The 20,335-nt window shown below is 46.0% G+C and carries 15 protein-coding genes and 1 pseudogene; 10 read left to right on the forward strand and 6 right to left on the reverse strand.

Annotation, left to right across the window (positions count from 1 at the left end):
• Nucleotides 1-271: 271 nt before the first annotated feature.
• Nucleotides 272-2,485 (forward strand): methyl-accepting chemotaxis protein, encoded by a 2,214-nt coding sequence (locus tag AC58QM_RS03315; protein ID WP_497281324.1) that lies wholly within the window; start codon nt 272-274, stop codon nt 2,483-2,485.
• Between the two features lie 272 nt (nt 2,486-2,757).
• Nucleotides 2,758-3,300, forward strand: a complete 543-nt coding sequence (locus tag AC58QM_RS03320; protein ID WP_497281325.1) for a hemerythrin domain-containing protein — start codon at nt 2,758-2,760, stop codon at nt 3,298-3,300.
• Nucleotides 3,301-3,610: 310 nt separating this feature from the next.
• On the opposite strand, the gene trhO is transcribed toward AC58QM_RS03320, so the two are convergent.
• A complete protein-coding gene (gene trhO, locus AC58QM_RS03325; protein WP_497281326.1) occupies nt 3,611-4,516 on the reverse strand; it encodes an oxygen-dependent tRNA uridine(34) hydroxylase TrhO in 906 nt (301 codons plus the stop codon).
• Nucleotides 4,517-4,598: 82 nt separating this feature from the next.
• A complete protein-coding gene (locus tag AC58QM_RS03330) occupies nt 4,599-8,390 on the reverse strand; it encodes a response regulator (RefSeq protein ID WP_497281328.1) in 3,792 nt (1,263 codons plus the stop codon).
• Between the two features lie 159 nt (nt 8,391-8,549).
• Here AC58QM_RS03330 and AC58QM_RS03335 point away from each other — a divergent pair, with 159 nt between their 5' ends.
• The 6 genes from AC58QM_RS03335 to AC58QM_RS03360 all read left to right on the forward strand — a co-directional run bounded on the left by AC58QM_RS03335 (nt 8,550) and on the right by AC58QM_RS03360 (nt 15,161).
• Nucleotides 8,550-10,253, forward strand: a complete 1,704-nt coding sequence (locus AC58QM_RS03335; protein WP_497281329.1) for a methyl-accepting chemotaxis protein — start codon at nt 8,550-8,552, stop codon at nt 10,251-10,253.
• Nucleotides 10,254-10,364: 111 nt separating this feature from the next.
• Entirely contained in the window at nt 10,365-11,474 is a 1,110-nt protein-coding gene (locus AC58QM_RS03340) for a stalk domain-containing protein (protein WP_497281331.1), read from the forward strand.
• Between the two features lie 138 nt (nt 11,475-11,612).
• Nucleotides 11,613-11,933: an SPW repeat domain-containing protein gene (locus tag AC58QM_RS03345; protein ID WP_497281332.1), complete on the forward strand. Its 321-nt coding sequence runs from the start codon at nt 11,613-11,615 to the stop codon at nt 11,931-11,933.
• Nucleotides 11,934-12,123: 190 nt separating this feature from the next.
• Complete coding sequence (locus AC58QM_RS03350; RefSeq protein ID WP_497281334.1) at nt 12,124-12,672, forward strand: cysteine hydrolase family protein; 549 nt, start codon at nt 12,124-12,126, stop codon at nt 12,670-12,672.
• A gap of 49 nt (nt 12,673-12,721) precedes the next feature.
• Nucleotides 12,722-14,182 carry a nicotinate phosphoribosyltransferase gene (locus AC58QM_RS03355; RefSeq protein ID WP_497281336.1) on the forward strand — a complete coding sequence of 487 codons (1,461 nt, stop codon included), beginning with the start codon at nt 12,722-12,724 and terminating at the stop codon, nt 14,180-14,182.
• Nucleotides 14,183-14,381: 199 nt separating this feature from the next.
• The gene (locus AC58QM_RS03360; protein WP_497281586.1) at nt 14,382-15,161 is read left to right on the forward strand and encodes an aldo/keto reductase; all 780 of its coding nucleotides are present in this window, start codon (nt 14,382-14,384) and stop codon (nt 15,159-15,161) included.
• A gap of 182 nt (nt 15,162-15,343) precedes the next feature.
• On the opposite strand, the gene AC58QM_RS03365 is transcribed toward AC58QM_RS03360, so the two are convergent.
• Together AC58QM_RS03365 and AC58QM_RS03370 are read right to left on the reverse strand one after the other, a co-directional pair.
• A complete protein-coding gene (locus AC58QM_RS03365) occupies nt 15,344-16,144 on the reverse strand; it encodes a hypothetical protein (protein WP_497281338.1) in 801 nt (266 codons plus the stop codon).
• A gap of 160 nt (nt 16,145-16,304) precedes the next feature.
• The gene (locus AC58QM_RS03370; RefSeq protein WP_173111184.1) at nt 16,305-16,517 is read right to left on the reverse strand and encodes a hypothetical protein; all 213 of its coding nucleotides are present in this window, start codon (nt 16,515-16,517) and stop codon (nt 16,305-16,307) included.
• A gap of 245 nt (nt 16,518-16,762) precedes the next feature.
• Here AC58QM_RS03370 and AC58QM_RS03375 point away from each other — a divergent pair, with 245 nt between their 5' ends.
• Both AC58QM_RS03375 and AC58QM_RS03380 read left to right on the forward strand, forming a co-directional pair.
• Nucleotides 16,763-17,710 (forward strand): ABC transporter ATP-binding protein, encoded by a 948-nt coding sequence (locus AC58QM_RS03375; protein WP_497281340.1) that lies wholly within the window; start codon nt 16,763-16,765, stop codon nt 17,708-17,710.
• Entirely contained in the window at nt 17,707-18,810 is a 1,104-nt protein-coding gene (locus AC58QM_RS03380) for an ABC transporter permease (RefSeq protein WP_497281342.1), read from the forward strand. Before AC58QM_RS03375 ends, AC58QM_RS03380 begins: the two co-directional genes overlap by 4 nt.
• A gap of 123 nt (nt 18,811-18,933) precedes the next feature.
• On the opposite strand, the gene AC58QM_RS03385 is transcribed toward AC58QM_RS03380, so the two are convergent.
• Both AC58QM_RS03385 and AC58QM_RS03390 read right to left on the reverse strand, forming a co-directional pair.
• Nucleotides 18,934-19,110: a YjfB family protein gene (locus AC58QM_RS03385; protein WP_310500517.1), complete on the reverse strand. Its 177-nt coding sequence runs from the start codon at nt 19,108-19,110 to the stop codon at nt 18,934-18,936.
• A 105-nt stretch (nt 19,111-19,215) separates the two neighbouring features.
• Nucleotides 19,216-19,851, reverse strand: a pseudogene (locus AC58QM_RS03390) (SpoVR family protein); the annotation flags it as partial.
• Nucleotides 19,852-20,335 lie beyond the last annotated feature (484 nt).

Consider the following 20,335-nt stretch of genomic DNA (forward strand, 5'->3'; position numbering starts at 1 on the left):
CTTTCTGATCTAAGTTCTTTTTGTTAGATAAAATAACATTGTATAGTTATTCTGAGGTGGTTTTTCTTATATTGTAGATTTTTCAGAAAATTATGTCAATATAACTAACAAGTAAAAATACCGACATTCCTCATGAATTTTTTGTGAATGTTCGGAAATGTACTGGAATATTCAGTTATTTGTCTTGCTTTACAATGGAAATCGCTATAAAATTGTCGAATAAGTGAATGTTAAATAAAGTCACAGTAAATGTGATAAAGGGGTGTTGGATATGTTTGATTGGCTGGGATTTAAGAAGGGGCTGCCTTTGTGGTGGTCTTACCGCCTGAATCGTCATATCAAGGAAGATGTGGAGCATATTTTCGAAGGCATTGCTCACACAAGGACGGAAATTTTACGTGGCTGGGCCCTTGCTTACTGGTCCAATTTGGATCGGTTGCTGGAACAGTTACAATTATCAGGAACAGAATGGTTGACGGAGCCCGTTTCCAAGGATTCATCTGTAGTAGGAAGAATGCTGGCCGCGACAATGAAGAGTGGCGCAGATTTCTCTGAGGTATTCATTTTGAATGAGAAAGCTTCTGTCGTATACTCCACACATCAAGCTCATACGGGAAGATCTTATGCGGGAGGCGGTGTACTTGGGAAAGGGCTGGAGGAATCGCGCAAAGGTGTGAAATGCCTATTCGGACCGTTCTCTGACCCGCTTACATTGCAAATCGGACCGAGCACCTCACCCTTCCATGATGCGATGACGATTGCTTTTATTGCACCTATTATGGAACGTGGGCAATGGAAAGGAGCGGTATGCGGCCGTGTACCGAACGATGTGCTGGGAGATTTGATCCAACGGGAATCAGGACATGTGTATCCAGACTCAGGTGATAACTATTTATTCATGGCCAAACCAGTGTTAAATAAACAAATAATTCCTGGAACAGCCCTATCGCGAAGTCGATTCGAAGATTTGACCTTTACCCATGGGGATAATTTAAAAGATGGCGTTCGCACTGACTTTGGTATCGTTGGTGTCAAAGAGCACACAGAGTTGGAACTTGTTTTTACGGATCCTGCGACAGGACAACTGCATCCAGGTGTTGCGGGAACGATTGCTAAGGGAAATAATTTATTCGTTGAATACCCAGGTTATTCCGATTATCGTCATATTTCAGTTATTGGAAAAGGTGTAACCTTCCAGCTGCCTCATTGCCCCGACGTATGGGGGATGATGTGCGAAGGAGATTTGGAAGAAGTGTATCGAATACGTTCGATCGATTGGAAAATGTTCAGCCTACAAATGAGATTTATTACGCTCTACATACTACTGTCCGCAGGCGGCTTCTGGTTATTAAATGGGCATGTATCCAATGTTGTCGGCGCTGCCATTATGGCAGGTGTCAGTCTATTCTTCGGCGGAATTGGCGCAAGCTTGATTAGGCGCAGGGGGAGTAAGCCGATTGCCAGGCAGCTTGCACAAATCAACAAATTTATCCGGATTAACGCAGAGGGAAAAGGGGATTTGACACAGCGTCTGAAGGTGGATGAATTTGCTGGAGATGAGACGCGGGATTTGGCCAAATGGATCAATAATATGATCGATTCCTTGGAAGGTATTATGCTGCAAGTGAAGCAAGCGGCAGCGGAGGTTCAGGTTAGCCAAGAACGGATGAACGACTCAACGGGTTCTACCGAGCAATCAACCGGACGTATGAGTACGAAGATCCATGATATGATTCGCTCACTGCGTGGTCAGCTGAAGGACATTGATGTCGCAAAGGATGTAACGCTAAATATGAGCGGAACCCTACGCGAGCTGGAGATGAAGGCATCCGGGCAGATAGCTGTCGCACAAGATGAGGTTGAACGGATCGGTCAGAAGATGACGGATATTTCGGCGAAGGTGGAAGAAACGAATCAAACGATCCAAACCTTCTTGCATACAACGCAAGAAATTCCGAAGCTGCTGAAAGTCATTGAAGAAATTTCTGCACAGACGAATTTACTTTCTTTGAATGCTTCCATTGAAGCCGCGCGTGTTGGTGAGCATGGCAAAGGCTTTGCCGTCGTTGCTGGTGAGATTCGCAAGCTGGCAGATTTGACCAAGAAATCAACCACAGAGATCAATGAGACGATCGAACATATTGAACGACATGCGAATGAAGCTTTCATTTCCATGGAAGAAGGCACAAAGGTCGTTCTTGAAGGGACACAGATTGTGGCTGCGGCTTCTGAAATTCTTAGCTCGGCAAACGCGCACGATACCATGAAAACCCAGGTTGTGGAGGAAGTCGTTGCGCTCATGGAGAAGATTGCAGCGGTGAGCAAAGAGAACCGGCTTATCTCTGCGGAGGTTGAGCAGACGGTGAAGGAGCTGCTGCAGGACATGCATCATGTGCGTCAAACCACAGGTGATGTAGGTGCGATCACGCATTCTATGCTGCTGCTTGTGAATCAATTTCATTTGACGGAAAGCCGAGTTCGATAGGAACGATTATTAGACATTCTTTCGCATGATAACAGCCCCATGCCGCATACAATGATAATGCGGTATGGGGTTTTTGCTGCCCGCATAAATAGATGTAGCTATCTTACGCGAGAAGGACTCTCTTATTGGTGATGAAACCTGCCTCTGTTGGCCGTGCGAGAGGGCGTTTTCGGGGACGAGGTTTGGTTACATACGAAGCAGTTTCTAAAAGAAACTTTAAGCTGATGCTTACGAAGAAAGTTTTCTTATGAAAACTCGGAGGAGGATGTCGAATGAGTGACCGTTTGAGCATTCAAACGAATCGGGCAAATAATGTGAATCCTAGTGAATTTAGAATGCTAGCCCAGCGTTTGAAGGAGGAGCATGTGCAAATGCGTGAGCAGCTCTCCGATATTCGAACGTTAGCTGCAGCTTTGTACACCCTTGATGATTGCTCAATTGGAATGTGTCGTCTGATCGAACTTCAGGACGGCATTCTATCCTTGGTGGAGGAGTTGGAGCAGCATTCGGAATGGGAAGAGCAAGTCTTATTCCCGAGCCTGCAAACTTATTTACATCCGACGATGGCTATCTCGGTGTCGCGGTCCATGCATGTGTTGGAGCAGGATCATGATTTGGCCAAAAGAGTCGTACAGTCATACGTCAATGGTGTCAATGCCATGACCGTCCCGATCGATATGGACTTCGTCCATGTGATGGCCTCTGAGCTGCTGACGGCCTGTCTCATTCTGCTGAAGCATTTCACATTGGAAGAGGAGCTTGTCTACCCCTTAATTGATCGAATAATGGAACAGATAGAAGATCCGACTGGCTAGAGGCAGGCACGCTTGCATTCGCAGCCACTTAACTGTAAAAGCTACAGCTATTTCGGGCTGATTCGCCCGATTTAAGCGAATAACTGTAAAAACTCCAGCTAATTTCACCCCTTTGACCGCTTATCGCGATAAAGGTGAAATTTAACTGGAGTTTTTACATGTAGATGGCTTATTCAGCTGATCCTTGCGAATTTAGCTGTAGTTTGTCCAGCTAAACGCGGCTGGTCGCGTGAGGCTGAGCAGGGCAGCAGTACAGCTGCGGCTAAGCGGAGTAGCTCGGTCTACAAAATGTAGCCCCGCCGAACAAATCCTAAGCCTCCAACGAGCTCAACGTTTTCTCCTCGCATTCCTTGGAACAGAAGCTGTCATGCTCCTCTTCACAAGCCTCGCAGCAAATATGTTTCAAGTGGCAAAGGTCGTTCGCACAGTTAATATAGCGATCCTCTGCGGTGCCGCAGTGGTAACATTTGCCAACAACAATGTCCTCTTCTGTTCGGTTAATCGGTACGGAGATGCGCTCATCGAATACATAGCATTTCCCATCGAATAGACGACCCTGAACCTCTTCATCTTTGCCGTAGGTGACGATCCCACCATCGAGCTGATACACGTCGGTGAAGCCTTCGTTGATCAAGAAACCAGATAATTTCTCACAACGGATGCCGCCCGTGCAGTAAGTAAGAATTGGTTTGTTTTTAAACTCCTGCAGATTGTTGCGAATCCACTCCGGGAATTCCTTGGTCGTCTCGACTTCGGGGCGAATCGCACCACGGAAATGTCCGATATCATACTCATAATGATTACGGCCATCGAGGACGATGACATCTTCATTTTGGAGCTTCTCATAAAATTCCTTCGGCTTCAAATGCGTCCCTGTCAGCTCATTCGGATTCACGTCTTCTTCAAGACGGAAGGTAACGAGTTCCTTCTTCGGACGGACAAACAGCTTTTTGAAGGCATGTCCTTCGTGCTCGTCGATCTTGTAAACCATATCTTTAAACAATGGCATGAGATTCATCATGGCCATGTAGGCTTCCGTTTGCTCTACGGTCCCGGAAAGAGTACCGTTAATACCTTCAGGAGCAATCAGAATGCGTCCTTTTACACCGAGCTTTTTGCAATAAGCCAGATGTTCTCGCGCCAATGCTTCGTGATCAGCAACAGCAACGAATTTATAGTACAACAAGATGCGATATGGAGCGTCATGTTCAGTCATAACAATTTAACCACCTATACGTATAAAATGACACGCTCTTAGAGGGAGCATACGCATATAGTGACATAAATTCATGTTTTTTTCAATCAAGTAGCAATTTTTGGATCGTTTGATAAACAGCCTGCAGCTCTAACGTTAACGTTTGAAGCAATTGCATCATACCAGCTACGTCTCGATCAGCTGCTTGCAGCCCCGCTTGTGCCTTCACAACATCCTCCAAATGGCTTGCCGCGGCATACACAAGATAAGCCGATAGGTTGCTGGAAGAGCCACGAATACCATGAAGTAAATCAAGTGCTCGTTCGAGATTCTGCGTCTCGATTGCCACTTGCAATTGCGCCATAATGGGGTTCGTTTGATCTTGGAATTTGCGCAGCATTTCACGATAAATCTCTGTTTTTCCTCCAATACGTTGGAGTGCCTCTGCGATATGGAGATGTGGCAGGGTCCTCTCCTCCTTATGCAGCTGGAGTGTGGTCTCAATGGCAGCTTGCAGCCGTTCTGGAATGATGGGCTTAGAGATCATCTCACTCATACCTGCCTCCAAGCAGGCCATCCGATTATCCAGCGTTGAATCAGCTGTAATGGCAATGATCGGAATGTGCGCCCACCTTGGTTCATTCCGTATACGCTTGGTTGTTTCTATGCCATCTAGCTCAGGCAAATGGATATCCATCAGGATCAAATCATAGCTATGATTCTCCAAATCGTGCAAAGCTTCGAATCCATTTCCAGCTAATTGGATGTGACAATTCATCATGTTTTCCAGTAATGAGCGTGCTACGGTTTGATTAATCTCGTTATCTTCGACAATTAGAATGCGGAGCGGATCTTCTCCCGTGAAGACCGGCTTGGTGGTCAACGCTTGCTCACTCACTTTGGCAGGCTTATCTGTCAAACTAGATGGAATAGTCTCCCTATCAGCATGTAGTGCGGCAAGTGTCCTGTACAGTAGACTTCGCGAGATCGGCTTAACCAGAATGGCATCGGGCGATGAGTCACTCGGAAGCTGCTCAAGCGCATCTCTTCCCGATAAGGAGGTGTATACGACTGTCCAGATCCCTTGTCTTTTGCAAGAGCCCAGCATAGTTAACCACACCTCTTCACCGTACATATCATCAGCTTCCATATCCAACAGCAAAATATCAAACGCAATATGATCAAGAAGTTGAAGGGCCTCTTTCCACGTGTAGACGCCTGCTGCATCCATGCACATGGATTGAAGATTCTGGACAAGCACCTGATTGAGCGCAGGGTGATCTTCGACGACGAGCATAGTAAGCGGTAATGGCAAGTAGGAGTGATGTGTTGGTAAATACAAGGTAAAGGTGAGGAGGACAAGAAATTCACTCCCCACATCTTGTGTACTGGAGACGGAGATTGAGCCCCCCATATTTTCAATAATGTTTTTGGAAATGACCAGTCCAAGCCCAGTCCCGCCATATTTACGACTCGTGACTTCGTCTCCTTGGATAAAGGGTTGAAACAAATTAGCTAACTGCTTCTCATCCATGCCGATGCCGGTGTCAGTGACTGTGAAGCGGAGGGTCACTTCATTCTCAACGATCTGATCAATTCGCACCCGAAGTGTGACAGTTCCCTGCTCGGTGAATTTAATCGCATTGCTGGAGAGATTCAGAAGCACTTGATAGAGCCTCAGGGAATCACCAATCAATCCAACGGGAACTTGATCAGGAATATCGCATATGAAATCAACAGGTTTATGCCCTAGCAGTACACTCAGCGTTTCACACACACGATCAATGGTCTCATCGAGCTGGAAGGGGTGATGTTCAATCACAAGCTTATCTACTTCCAGTTTAGAGAAGTCCAGAATGTCGTTGATGATATGGGAAAGAGAGAGCGCGGAACGCGAAATTTTGCGCATGTAATCTGTTTGCAATTCGGTCATCGCGGTTTTCTCCAGCAAGTGAGAAAGTCCTACGATCCCATTAAGCGGCGTACGTATTTCATGGCTCATCCGGGCAAGGAACACGCCTTTGGCTAGATTGGCATCATCCGCTTCTTGTTTGGCTAGGATAAGTGCCTCTTTGGCTTGGACTTGATCTGTAATATCTCTCGTGATTGCCGAGAAATACAGCTCACCGTTATTGAGGGGGAAGTGAGGGACAATGACGAGCGAAACGATGATATTGTGATGTTTTTTGGTCCTAACTTCAGCTTCGAATTCCCAGAATCCCTCGCGGATTGCCGTTTGAAGTCCTTCCTCAAAATTAATGTCATTCAGAATTTCCACAAACTCATGGAAATGCACACGCGTATAGTTGGCTCCCTCTAATCCCATTGAATGGATGCCGGCAGGATTTATATAGAAGATGTAACCGTCTTGATCAAAAGTCAGAATCGCATCCCGTGCACTCTCAACAATCGTGAACAGCCGTTCCTTAGTCTCATTACTTTCCTTAATGTCACTGATATCGCGCGCAATGAGCACATACCCTTTCAGTTCGCCATTCGGATGCGTGATACAGCTAACACTCGCCTGTACATAGAGTCGGGTACCATCTTTGTGATACCAAGTCCACTCCAAGTCCTCCTTCAGATGTCGTAAGGATCGAATCACAAGTGTCGTACAGTCCGCGGGAATCATCTCGCCGAGTTCAGCAGAATACTGAATCGCACGTTCACGAAGCTGTTGTTGATCTAACCAGATGAGGGGAGAGGCAATTTTATGTACTTCTCCTAAGGAATACCCAAGCATCTGCGTAGCTCTGCTGTTGAGGTGGTTAATCATGAAATTCGGATCCAACACGATCATGGCATATTGATTATGACGAATAAAAGCTTCAAAGGGCTCGAAGAGCTCACGTATATTTTCCATCATTCCATTAACAGAAAGGGCGAGTGCGCCTAATTCATCTTTACTTGTAAACACGATAGGTCTCGTGTGGAAGTTACCAGCTGCAACGGCCTCAGTGACTTGGAGGATTTGTTTAATTCTTTTGATAATCAGCTGATTCGTTGTGAGGTAAATAAGCATGAAAATGATCACAGCAGCCATCGCGATTAATCCCACCGTCCACCACAGTAGAGCGCTCGTAGGGGCCTCGATGTCCTTGATCGGCATGGAATAAGCAAGATACCAATCGAGATGGGGAATACGAGCGTAGAACCATCTGATCTTATTACCCGTGATAATGGATTCGTCGACAAAGCCAATTCCGTCGCGTACAGCTTGTTGAAAAGCGGGTCTAAGTTCCGGAAAATCGTTCAAAATATTCATCTTAAGAATAGCGTTAGGATCGGTATCATAAATCGTGAGTCCGTCCCGGTTGACGATTAACAGGTCTCCGTTATTCAACGGAGCAAGGAGATGTTCATGAAATAAGGGTGCAGCTTCTAATGAAACATCAATTAGACTGACGACCTTTTGTTGATCATTAAAGATTGGCGCTGTAATCGAGATAACGTAAACGCCCTTCATTTTGCTTAGATGCGGATCGGAAATATAGGTTTTTCCATGCATAGCTTGCTGAAAGCGAAGTTCATCCGCGATGGAAATCTTCGTACCTGAGGTAAATTCCATGTTACCTTCCAAATCGACAATAGCCATAGCATGATAGTGATTTCTATCTGATTGTAGTTCATGGGTCAAAAAATTCAGGCGTTCGGCTTGCGTGCCTTGTTTCATAATACTTACTCGACTGATGAGCTCGACCTCTGCCAATCGAATAGACAAGAAATCATACAAGTTCCGAGCGGAATTCGAGACTGAACTAAGAGACTGCTCGTTCATTTTCTGCAAGAGCTTATTGCTTGAAAGTTTATAATTGGTAAACCCTACCACGGCGAGGGAGATGGATGTAATGAGAACAAGCCAGGCAACCAGTTTGAAACGCAAAGATGATGACATGAACAGCCTCCTGATGCAGTCTAATTGTTAAAAAACCTCATAGTTTAAACATGTTTAGAACAGAACAAACTTAATGAATTCAATCTATGATATATCCAAGAGAGGAAAGACGTATACACAAGCCTTCGGAATTACACATTTTATAGGGGGAAATGGGACATGCAGATGAACGTTCGCACCAAATTAGTCATGGTATTTGCAATTATTTTAATCATGGTAGGGGCATTAAGCTGGACAGATATGAGCAGAATGGGTGCCCTAAAAGAAAGCAATCGAACGCTAGTGCAGAATTGGATGAAGGGTATTGAAACGATCGAGGAGATTCATTACAACTCGGAACATTTACTAACGGTGTATTATAAAAAAAAGCTGGAGCCTGATGTGACGAAGCATGCGCCAATGGACACAGATCTAAATGCAACCATTACACAAATCGACAACTTGTTAGGAAAATATAAGGAAACTGTTGCGAATGCAGAAGATATTACCCTCGCAGATGAGCTTACCGTGAAGTGGGAGAGCTTCAAAAAAGCGTTTCTAGCCAATAAGCAACTAGCTAGCGATCCAACGAGCAAAGCAGCGCAAGATAGTCTAACAGCTATGTCAACTGCCTTTGCGGCGGCACAAAAGACAATGTCAGATATGGTTACTTACAATCAACAAGGGGGATTACTAGCGGAGGAAAATAGCCAGAAAGTGTACCGAGAAAGTGTGACGATGTCAGTCACCGTACTGTCCGTAATCATCTTATTTATGATCGCAACCTGCTACGTGCTCGTTCGGATTATTTCAGTTCCTGTACGCAAAGCTTCACTAGCACTGGATCGTATTGCAAAAGGTGATCTTACGGTTGAGCCGATTATGGTTTCCAATAAAGATGAAATTGGCCAGTTCGTTGGGGCTGTGAATCAAATGGTGAATCATCTGCGTCATTCTGTTGAACAAATGCAGCTAGCCTCGACAAGCGTTGCAGCTTCGTCGCAGGAGCTATTCGCCAGCGCTGAGCAGAATACATCAGCTTCGCAGCATGTTGCGGTATCGGTACAGGATTTTGCCAATGGAGCAGATACACAAGCCCAAAGCTCTGTTGAATGTGGGAGAGCGATGGAGGAAATGGCAGCAGGGATCTCGCGTATTGCAGAAACAACCGCCGATGTATCCGAGTTATCCATGACGGCTACAAACATTGCGGAGCAAGGTACGCATGCTATGGGGCGTGTTGTGAATAAAATGCAAGCAGTCAGCACATCCGTTGATGCAGCGAATCTGGTCATTCAAGAGCTGGAGAAACATTCCCAAAGCATTGGCCAAATTACCACCATAATAGGAAATATTGCTTCGCAAACGAATTTGCTTGCGCTGAATGCTGCGATTGAAGCTGCGCGTGCAGGTGAAAGTGGCAAGGGTTTTGCGGTGGTTGCTGGGGAGGTTCGCAAGTTGTCTTCACAAACCGATGACTCCGTTCGCGAAATCTCCGATCTTATTACTTCGATTCAACGGGATTCAGCGCGAGCTGTTGGCGTAATGAACAATGGCAGAACCGAAGTGCAAGAAGGTCTTCATGAAGTTGGCATTGCCGAGAAAGCATTCGGTCAAATCGTACAAGCATCGCAAGAAGTAGCGAGCAAAATTCAAGAAACAGCGGCAGCAGCTGAGCAGATGGCAGCAAGTTCAGAAGAAGTGGCAGCGACAGTAGCACAAGTAGGCTTCGTTGCACAGCAAACCTCAGGCACAGCGCAGTCTGTCGCAGCGGTGACGGAGGAGCAACTCGCCTCTGCCGAAGAGATCACAGCGTCTGCCAAAAATCTTGCGGGCATTGCCACAGATCTGAATCAAGTAGTAGGTACGTTCCGACTCGCTTAATTGTGAACAAATTGTGTCTATCGGACTTTTTCGCAAGCTGGTACGTCTTAGTTATCGTGAAGGTTAGAACAGAAGTTAAAAACACGATAACTCAGAAGGAGTGAATAGGAAATGAAAAGAAATCCATGGAACATGTTGAAAATCGGTGTTGTTGGTTGTGCTGTGCTTGTAGGTGTAAGTGCTTCTGTATGGACTGTATCTGGTGTTGCTTCAGCGGATACGGTTACAGCCATTTCGGCATCTACACCATCAGCACCAGTGGTTATTAAAGAAGTGGTGCTAACGTCCAAGAGCACAGATTTAACGACGAATATTAAAGTTCCTCAATTGACAGGTATGCTGGATACGAAATATCAAGATGAACTGAACGACATCATCCTTTCACATGCCAATAAAGATTTAGCCAACTGGGAGAAGACAGCTTCGGAGGATGCAGCAGCAGCCAAAGAAAAGGGATATACGTACCGCCCGTATGAGCTTACAATTGTCTACACATTGAAATCAGATGGCACAAGAAATCCTTCAGGCGTTGTTTCCCTCACTGTTACTACGTATGGACAAACGGGTGGTACAGGGATGCCGAGAGTGGATACATATAATGTGCTGAATGCGGCAGCGGCACAACGTGTGACGCTCCAGGATCTACTTGGTACAGATTACAAGGCAACGATTGATGCAGGCGTTATTGCCAAAATTGACGAGAATCCGCAATATTTCTTCAAAGATCAATTTAAAGGTATTAGTGCAGATCAAGGCTTTTTTGTAGAAAAAGGGGATGCGGTTGTGGTGTTCCCGAAATACGCGATCGCAGCTGGTGTGGCAGGAAGTCCAGAATTCCGCTTTAGCTTGCCTAACAATTTGGTCATCAAACCGAATCCTACTCCGCTGCCTGACAAAGTGAAAGTGGATTTGGGGACGGGTGAAGTCGAACAGAATGCAGATGGCGTTTCCCTTGTTCCTTTCCGTAAAGTAGCAGAAGGTCTGGGTTACACGGTGAAATGGAATCAAGATACGTATGCGGCTGAACTCTCGAAAGGTGCGCAGTGGACGAGTGTGAGTGTGGGGAAAGATAGCTATTTCTTTGCCAAAATGGCGCCAGTTGCGCTAGGAGCGGCTCCGGTCATTTTGAATGATACGCTTTTTGTGCCTACTAAATTCGTGTCAGACATTCTAAAGGCCGAAGTGACAATTGATTCTAAAGGGATTCATATCGAACAATAATCGAATAAATAACATGAATATTCAGTAAAAATATGCCTTCAGTTGCCGATTCAGGTGATCTGAAGGCTTTTCGACTAACACGTTACTGAAAGCGTTTGCATATACTGTAACATCCCGCATGTAGGAGGTGTGATCGGTATGTATCTCAAAAATAGTTTATCAGCACTCATGGGCCTTTGGTTTCTAATGACGCCTTGGGTGTTTGGATTTGGAGATGTAACGAATGCGCTTTTCACCTGTGCACTGTTCGGAAGTCTGCAATTCGTAAGTTCGATGTTAGCATTAGGCAAAACAGGGAAGCATATGTGGCAGAACTGGGTTTGTGTGGCCACAGGCACCGTGTTTATTGTATTTCCAAATGTCTTTCATTTATCTTTCATGGCGTTTTTCTCATTTGTTGCCCTTGGATTTATGACGATTCTCATTAATTACGCTAACCTATTTCCAGACTCCCAATAACGATTAAAAATGCCTATTGATAATTTGGTTTTAATATGTCATAATGACAATATTAAAATGAAGTTATGAAATAAATAGCTCCGTTTGCGATTAAACGCCTCAGCTGTCATTATGAAGTTAGGCTTCTCTTTTTGCTAATTGATAAAGTCGTTCTAATAATATTAGATATACAATATAAGGAGTGAGGCATATGAAAGCCTTTATTGTGATTGATTATACGGTGGATTTTGTAATTGGAAAGCTGCCTTGCGGTGATCCTGCCGTTGCCATTGATGCGCGGATTTGCGAGCTTGCTAATCGCTTTCTTGCCCATCAGGATTTTGTCGTGATGGCTGTAGATTTGCATGTGGAAGGAGATCCCTTTCATCCGGAGACGGCGTTGTTCCCACCTCACAATATACGTGATACGGCGGGTAGGGAGCTTTATGGCGGTTTAAAAGAAGTGCATGAAGCGCATAGATCAGATATCTATTGGATGGACAAAACGAGATACAGTGCTTTTTGCGGGACAGATTTGGAGCTGCAGCTTAGAGCTAGAGGTATTCAGGAGCTTCATCTAGTGGGCGTGTGTACAGATATATGTGTCTTACATACCGCAGTGGATGCGTATAATAAAGGTTTCTCCCTGATCATTCATGAGGATGCGGTCGCTAGCTTTGATGCACAAGGTCATGACTGGGCATTGCGGCATTTTACTAGTACACTAGGGGCTAAGGTTGTTCGGAATTGGAAAAATTAAGGGACGATGCATTAGATGAGCTAATGTGCGATGGAAAGGATGAATACAAATGAAATGGCACGCCATGGATGCGATGAATAATCTAACGCTGCATACGGATAAATATCAAATTAATATGATGTACGCCCATTGGTTACAAGGGACACATACGGAGAAGTCTGTGTTTGAGGTGTACTTCCGCAAGCTGCCATTTGACGGGGGATATGCGGTCTTCGCGGGGCTTGAGCGAGTGATTCATTATGTGCAACATCTGCATTTCGGTGAGGAAGAAATCGCTTATTTGCGTGAGCAGGAGGAGAACTATAAGGAAGAGTTCCTTGATGCGCTTCGCGCTTTTACATTCAACGGGGATATTCAAGCCGTACCCGAAGGGACGCTTGTTTTCCCAAATGTGCCGCTTGTACGTGTGGTTGGCAGTATTTTTGAAGCGCAGCTCGTTGAGACAGCGATTCTCAACTTCGTGAATTTCCAGACGCTTATCGCGACGAAAGCTTCGCGCATGAAAGGCGTTGCTCCGCACGATGTGCTGCTGGAGTTCGGCACACGCCGCGCCCAAGAGGCTGACGCCGCCATCTGGGGCGCAAGAGCCGCTTACATCGCGGGGTTCCACGCGACATCGAACCTGCGAGCCGGGATGCTGTTCGGCATCCCGACTAAGGGCACCCACGCGCACGCATGGGTGCAGGCCCATGAAACGGAAGAGGAAGCCTTCCGTGCGTATGCCGAGGCCCTGCCCGAGCAGGTCACGCTGCTCGTGGACACCTACGACACGCTGCGCAGCGGCGTGCCGAACGCCATTGCTACGGCGCGGGAGCTCGCGAGCCGCGGCAAGCGCTTGAACGCCATTCGCCTCGACAGCGGCGATTTGGCGTACTTATCCCAGCAGGCGCGGCGCATGCTGGATGAGGCGGGCTTTCCGGAGGTGAAGATTGTGGCATCCAATGACTTGGATGAGCACATCATCGCCGGGCTGAAAGCCCAGGGGGCTAAGATAGACAGCTGGGGCATTGGCACCCAGCTGATTACAGCGGCCGACCAGCCCGCGCTGGGCGGGGTGTATAAGCTCGTTGCCCGTGAGAAGGACGGCACGCTTGTGCCGGTCATTAAGATATCGGGCAACCCGGAGAAGGTGACGAATCCGGGCTTCAAGGAAGCGTACCGGATTATGAATAAGGCGACTGGCAAAGCAGAGGCCGATTATTTGGCTTTGCAGGATGAGGTGGATATTCGGGAAGGGCAGCGAATTAAGCTATTCGACCCCATCCATCCGTATCTTTTCAAATTTATCGAGGATTATGAGGCGGTTCCGCTGTTGAAACCGATATTTGAAGCGGGTGAGTTAGTCTATGAATTGCCTACCTTGGAAAGGATTCGCGATTATCATGCTGAGCAAATGCAGACCGTTTGGCCGCAATATCTGCGGATGCTAAATCCCGAAGTCTATCGTGTCAATTTGAGTACTGCCTTATGGCAGTTGAAAATGGATTTAATCCACGCACATCAAAACTAAGCAGATCGTTAACGAACTGCTGGTATCCGTCTCATTTTCGTACAAATTGTGCTATATCCGACTTCGGTGGTATGATTAATAGGAGCTACACGGTAAAGATGCGCTCATTCTAATCTTATTCCGATGGAGGTTGTTAGCATTGTCAACACAAGCGAATCAAGCATTAACAGCTGGAGTTACGCTCAATAATGGTGTACATATGCCTTGGCTGGGGCTCGGAGTTTATAAAAGCAAAGAAGGTCAAGAGGTCATTGGAGCGGTTCAAACTGCTTTACAATTAGGCTATCGAAGCATTGATACAGCTGCTGTCTATCGCAACGAAGAAGGCGTTGGGCAAGGTTTGCGCCAAAGCGGTGTGAAGCGTGAGGATATTTTCATTACGACGAAAGTATGGAATGCGGACCAAGGCTACGAGTCTACGCTGCAAGCATTTGAAGCAAGCCGCAAGCGTCTCGGTTTGGAGACGATTGATCTTTACTTGGTCCACTGGGCCGTGTCCGCCACGTACCGTGAGACTTGGAAAGCGCTCGTCCACCTCTACAAGGAGGGGCATGTTCGCGCGATTGGCGTGAGCAACTTCCAAATCTCTCATTTGGAGCACGTGATAGAGGATACGGGGGTTGTCCCTGCGGTGAATCAAGTGGAGTATCATCCAGAGCTATCGCAAAAGGAGCTGCTCACGTTCACACGTGAACATGGCATCCAATTGGAAGCGTGGAGCCCGCTTATGCAGGGTAAGCTGAATCAGCCTGAATTGGCGCAGCTTGCTGCTAAATACGGCAAATCAGCTGCACAAATCGTGCTGCGCTGGGATATTCAGCATGGCGTCGTGACGATTCCGAAGTCGGTAACAGAGCATCGGATTCGGGAGAATGCGGACATTTTCGATTTTGAGCTGAGCGCAGAAGATATGGCTTTGGTTGATGCGTTGAATATCAACAAGCGTATTGGTCCGGATCCGGATAACGTAACGTTCTAGTATGTTATTAATTAGCAAGAGGAAACGCCCGTTTGTGCGGGGTTTCCTCTTTTTTACGTACTGGTAACGGGATCAGGAGTCTGAGCGCGCGCATTTCGACGCCTCAGAGTGAATCTGAAGCTGAGGCATTACTGAGCCCGCGCTTATCAACGCCTCAAGTGAGCAGCTCAGCCCCCCTCCACTTATTGCAATAAAGCAATCATTTGATATACCTCGCGGTGATCGCCTGGCAATAAGAAATTCGCAACCTTCAGCTGTGAAGAACCATCTCCGTCAAGGAAAAGCCCATCCACCAACTGCTTCTCTCCTACTTGCTCCTGTACCGCGGTTCGGAACTGTTCGCCTGTACAAGGGGTAGGCGCGACAACGAGATACACGTTGTTCATTCGATCATACACGATGCCGGATCGCATGCGCTTCTCGTTGATTACAGGCATTTCTTCCGAGACTGCCTGAGCGGCCCAGCCCATTGGATTCATAAGCCCCATGCTGACACCTCCCTGCGCCCAATATCGGGATCGATCCATGACCTTGAGTTCACTTGCATTTTCGACAACTTGGACGGTAAAGGTTTGCGCCTTCTCATCCCACACGAGTGTCCCTCGTTTACGGTCTGTATTGTACCAGCCTGAGCCGTAATCGCCAGGTTGGCCTTTCACAGGCTGATCATTGGTTACTGCGATGCTGAGCAAGTACCCTTGCCAAAAGAAACCGCCATTAATCCCATTGTCAGCTCGTTCGGTCACATTGGCTTGAATGGCTTTGAGCCCAATGTTCTCTGGGGAGGTTTGAATGACGTGAAGGCTTACACCATTCGTTGCAGGTTTGATGCTATACGCGGCAGTTGTCTTTGGAGGAGGCGGATGGGTTGTGCTCTGATTGTGAAGCCCCCAAATTAAGGTCCATACGAAACTGATGATTACGATAAGTAGATAGATTAGTAGCTGAGCAGCATGTGCTTTGAAAAGGCGGATAAGGTACATAGCATTCTCCATCCCAGCTGTAATAGTGTTGTTTCTATTAGTCTATGAAAAATGGAGAGAGGATATGCCTAGTTATGCTAGCTGCCTACGAAAAAAAACACCTCCGAAGGAATCTACCATTCGGAGGTGTTGACCTTGAACCATCTATGTATGACAAGGATTAGAAAATTGGAATACGAGCCTTATTTCCATCTTTGGCATATAAAATCGCTTCAGAGCTAAATAAATCTACTCGCTCTAACGAGTTAACTAAATTCATGGTGGTGAATTTGTTATGGCGAAGTGCGTTGATCAAAGAAGGAATTAACTTGTGGTCGGTGCCGACAAAATTAACGGAAATCGGCTTCTTATTAAATAAAATGTTCATTCTCACTACAACACATCTCCTTCTGGTTTGTTTTCAGATATTGTTTTTTTATTAAGTAGAAATTAAGATTATCACACCTTTCTCAATAAGTTCGTCGATTGACGGTGTCGGAATTCCACTAGTTCTGTCAGCAGATATTTCTTGAAGTTGTCCACGAGTTGAAACTATGAAGGAGATAGTGTAACTGCGCATACGTTTGGTATATGATAGGGTAAGTTAAGAAAAATTTGGAAGCGGAGGGGGCTAGCGTAATGGAGTCTTCACACATTGTTATTGAAGCGGATGGTTTAATTAAAAACTATGGATCCTTCCAAGCTGTGCGAGGGGTTAATTTTCAAGTTTTTCAAGGCGAAGTATTCGGCTTGCTCGGTCCTAATGGTGCTGGGAAAACAACCACGATGGAGATGATCGAAGGGCTGCGTAAGCCTGACGGCGGTCGTGCGATTGTAGCGGGTTTTGATACGCAGAAGGATTTGAACAAGGTGAAGGAAGTCATCGGTGTGCAATTGCAATCCACTTCCCTATTCGAGTTGTTGACGGTTGAGGAAATTATGCGCATGTATGCCAGCTTCTACCCGAGCTCGGTTCCTATTAAGCCGCTGTTAGAAGATATGACGTTGACGGACAAAAAAAATGGGCGTGTCAAGCATTTATCTGGTGGGCAAAAGCAGAGACTTGCCATTGGGCTTGCCCTTCTGAATGATCCTAAAGTTATTTTTTTGGACGAACCGACAACCGGGCTGGACCCGACAGCAAGACGAACACTATGGGAGATTATTCTAAAGCTGAAGGAGCGAGGCAAGACGATTGTGCTCTCCACGCATTATATGGAAGAAGCGCACGTGCTTTGCGATCGTATTTGTTTAATGGATCAAGGGAAAGTCGTTGCGCTGGATACGCCGCGTAATCTAGTGAGCAGCTTGCAGTCGGACAGCGCGATCGAATTCAGCCTTCAAGACTTGGCGGAAGCCGATAAGGCTTCGGTTCTTCAGGAGCTGCACACGGTTCGTGAAGTTAAGGGAATCGATGTGCGGAAGGACGTGTTCGTCCTCTACACAGATAAGCTGCAGGAATCATTGATCGACCTAATTGAGAAAAGCGCTGGCGGACGCTGGCAATTGGCAGACTTGCAGACGCGTACGGCTACGTTGGAAGATGTGTTTATTTCCATGACCGGAAGGAGTTTGAAAGAGGAATGAATGCTTATATCCAATTAACGTTAAGTCAGCTTCGTTTTTTTGTGCGCAACCGACAAGTACTCATATTCACCTTGTTCATGCCGTTATTCTTTATGATTATGCTTGGCTCCTTTCTGGGCAAGGGAAATGAAATCATCGTTGATGGTGTCGTTATTGACCAAGATCAGAGTGCGGAATCTAGAATCATGGTTGAGGCACTTCAGACGAATAGCATTCTGAAGCTTAAGCCGTCGGATGACATGGATAAGTCGTTAGAACAACTGAAGCATGGCGATCAGAAGCTCGTTGTGATTATTCAGAAGAATTACGGTGAGGCTGTAGCCAAAAAAGGTGCTGATAGCTCCAAGGCAAGCTTCTTGCAAGTCTATTATGATCAGACGAACCAACAGAGTGCGCAGATTGGTCTTCAAACAATTAGTCAGGTGGCAGATACGGTTTCCAAGCAAATCTCTAACTACATACCGGTTGTAAAAATTGAACCTGTTGGTGTGCAGGCATTGCAGCTCCGTTATATCGATTTCTTGGTGCCGGGCATTTTGGCGATGATGATTATGACCAACAACTTGAACGGCGTCTCGGGGCAAATTGCTTCCTGGCGGGAGCGTGGTGTGTTGCGACGGATGCAAAGTACGCCGCTGACATCGTCCACCTTCATTGCCGCACAGATTACCGCACGACTTATCATGAACACGGCACAAGCCCTGATCGTGTTGCTTGTTGGTGCTTTAATTTTTGGGACACAAGTGAACGGCTCATGGTGGTTGCTCTTGTTGTTTATCGTCATGGGTACATTGACGTTCATGTCCATCGGTTTTATTATCGCTGGCGTAGCCAAAACCCCAGAGAGCGTCGGACCGATTTCCGGGCTGATCTCATTTCCGTTGATGTTCTTAGGCGGCGTGTTTTTCTCCGTGTCCAGCATGCCAGAGTTCTTGCAGCCGATCGTGAAATCGATCCCCATTACCCAACTCAGCACGGCCCTTCGGCAAATTATGAATGTGGGTGCAGGTATCGGCGATCTGTGGCAGGAAGGTCTTATGTTAGCTCTCTGGTTGGTCGTATCATTCATCGTGGCTACGTTCACATTTAAGTGGGAGTAGTGCTAGTTTGTAAGCTATGAGTCTTCTAAAAGTAGAAAGCCCAACCTCTCCAATTGAGAGGTTGGGCTTATTTTGATAGGTTTATAGGCAGAGTTAATCTAGCGGCCTATTAGTTGCTGGATTTTAAACACGTATATCCAGATTTCCGCCTAAATTCGGCTGTACAGAGCGTTCTAACATTTGAATCATTTGCTGGCTTTGATCGGTAAACTGATCCTTGGCCATTTTCATAACACTGATCCCTACAGCTTGGGATAGATTATTGTGGGCAAGAATAACTGATGCAGCTGAAATGTCCATGAGGTCCCTCCTTGTAATTGTGAGTATCCAACATTTGTTATATCGGTATATCAGTTAGTAATTCTTAGGACAAAAAAGCCCAACCCTCCTGGGCTGGGCCTTCTCTCACAAAAACCGTCGATGATGCTTCTTCCCATCAAAGCTAAACAACACCGGCTTATCCTCCACAACCGTATGCATATGAATAGTCTTGCCCCACAGTTTATAGATATAAGGCAGAGTCCGCTCGACATATTTCAAATCCAGCTCTACACTTTCGAATGCGTGCTTCAAATACAACTCGCCGTTACGCTGGTAATCCCCGTCTTCCACCACAATATAAGGGAAGCCGCCATTCACTCTGGAATAAATCAGCTGATCGCGCGTATTTTCCCACGTTTTATCCGTGATTTTCCACTCAGGCCCTTTCTTCTCAAATACGTACAAGTCTAATTCTTCAACCAGCGGCTTATTCAAATAATTGCGGATAAATGAGGTGTCGGACTCGTATTCCCGCACTTCGAAAATCTTCTTCCTGCCTTGACCAGGCTTCCGCCCGAATCTGCGGATTTCTTCATCCGTCGGGGCATCCCAGTGCTTCTCGATGTCCTCAAATATTTTGACACCCAGATAATATGGATTTAAGGAATGGCGAGAGGGAACGACGACGGAGGAGTTCAGCTTGGAGTACTCGATCGTTTCATCCTCAGTCAAATCCATTTCACGCAGGATATGTTGATGCCAGTACGAAGCCCAGCCTTCGTATCGCTAAGGTGCTTTTAATTATCTACGATAACCATGGCTATTGTGAGGTATAAATAAGGAGGTGTTTAATATATGCTAAATTTTGGAACCATGATATAATTTTAAGGTTACAAGTTTTCGAAATTAAAGGTGTTGTTCTGAAGAGGTATTTCGAGTATGAAAAAGTCATTTCTGTGGTAATGATGTAATTGCTCAATCAATTCTAATGGAGTTGTTGTTGGAACAAACATCCAAGATAAAAATAACCCATTGTTACTCAAGAACTCTGGTTATCGAATTGATCTTACTATTTCAGACGCCAAGACATACAGCACCTCGTATCATTTAATGAAGGTTGCTCTGGAGAGGGATTTTTATAGATGATCATTGAGAGCGAGGTTGTAGAATAAACAGGATATGGGGAAGAAATTGGTAGTTAAATAAATCGAGACAGATCGAGAAAAATCTTAAAGTGCTCGATAGTTGAAGGTAGTACAACTAA

The sequence above is a fragment of the Paenibacillus sp. J22P165 genome (assembly GCF_059692015.1).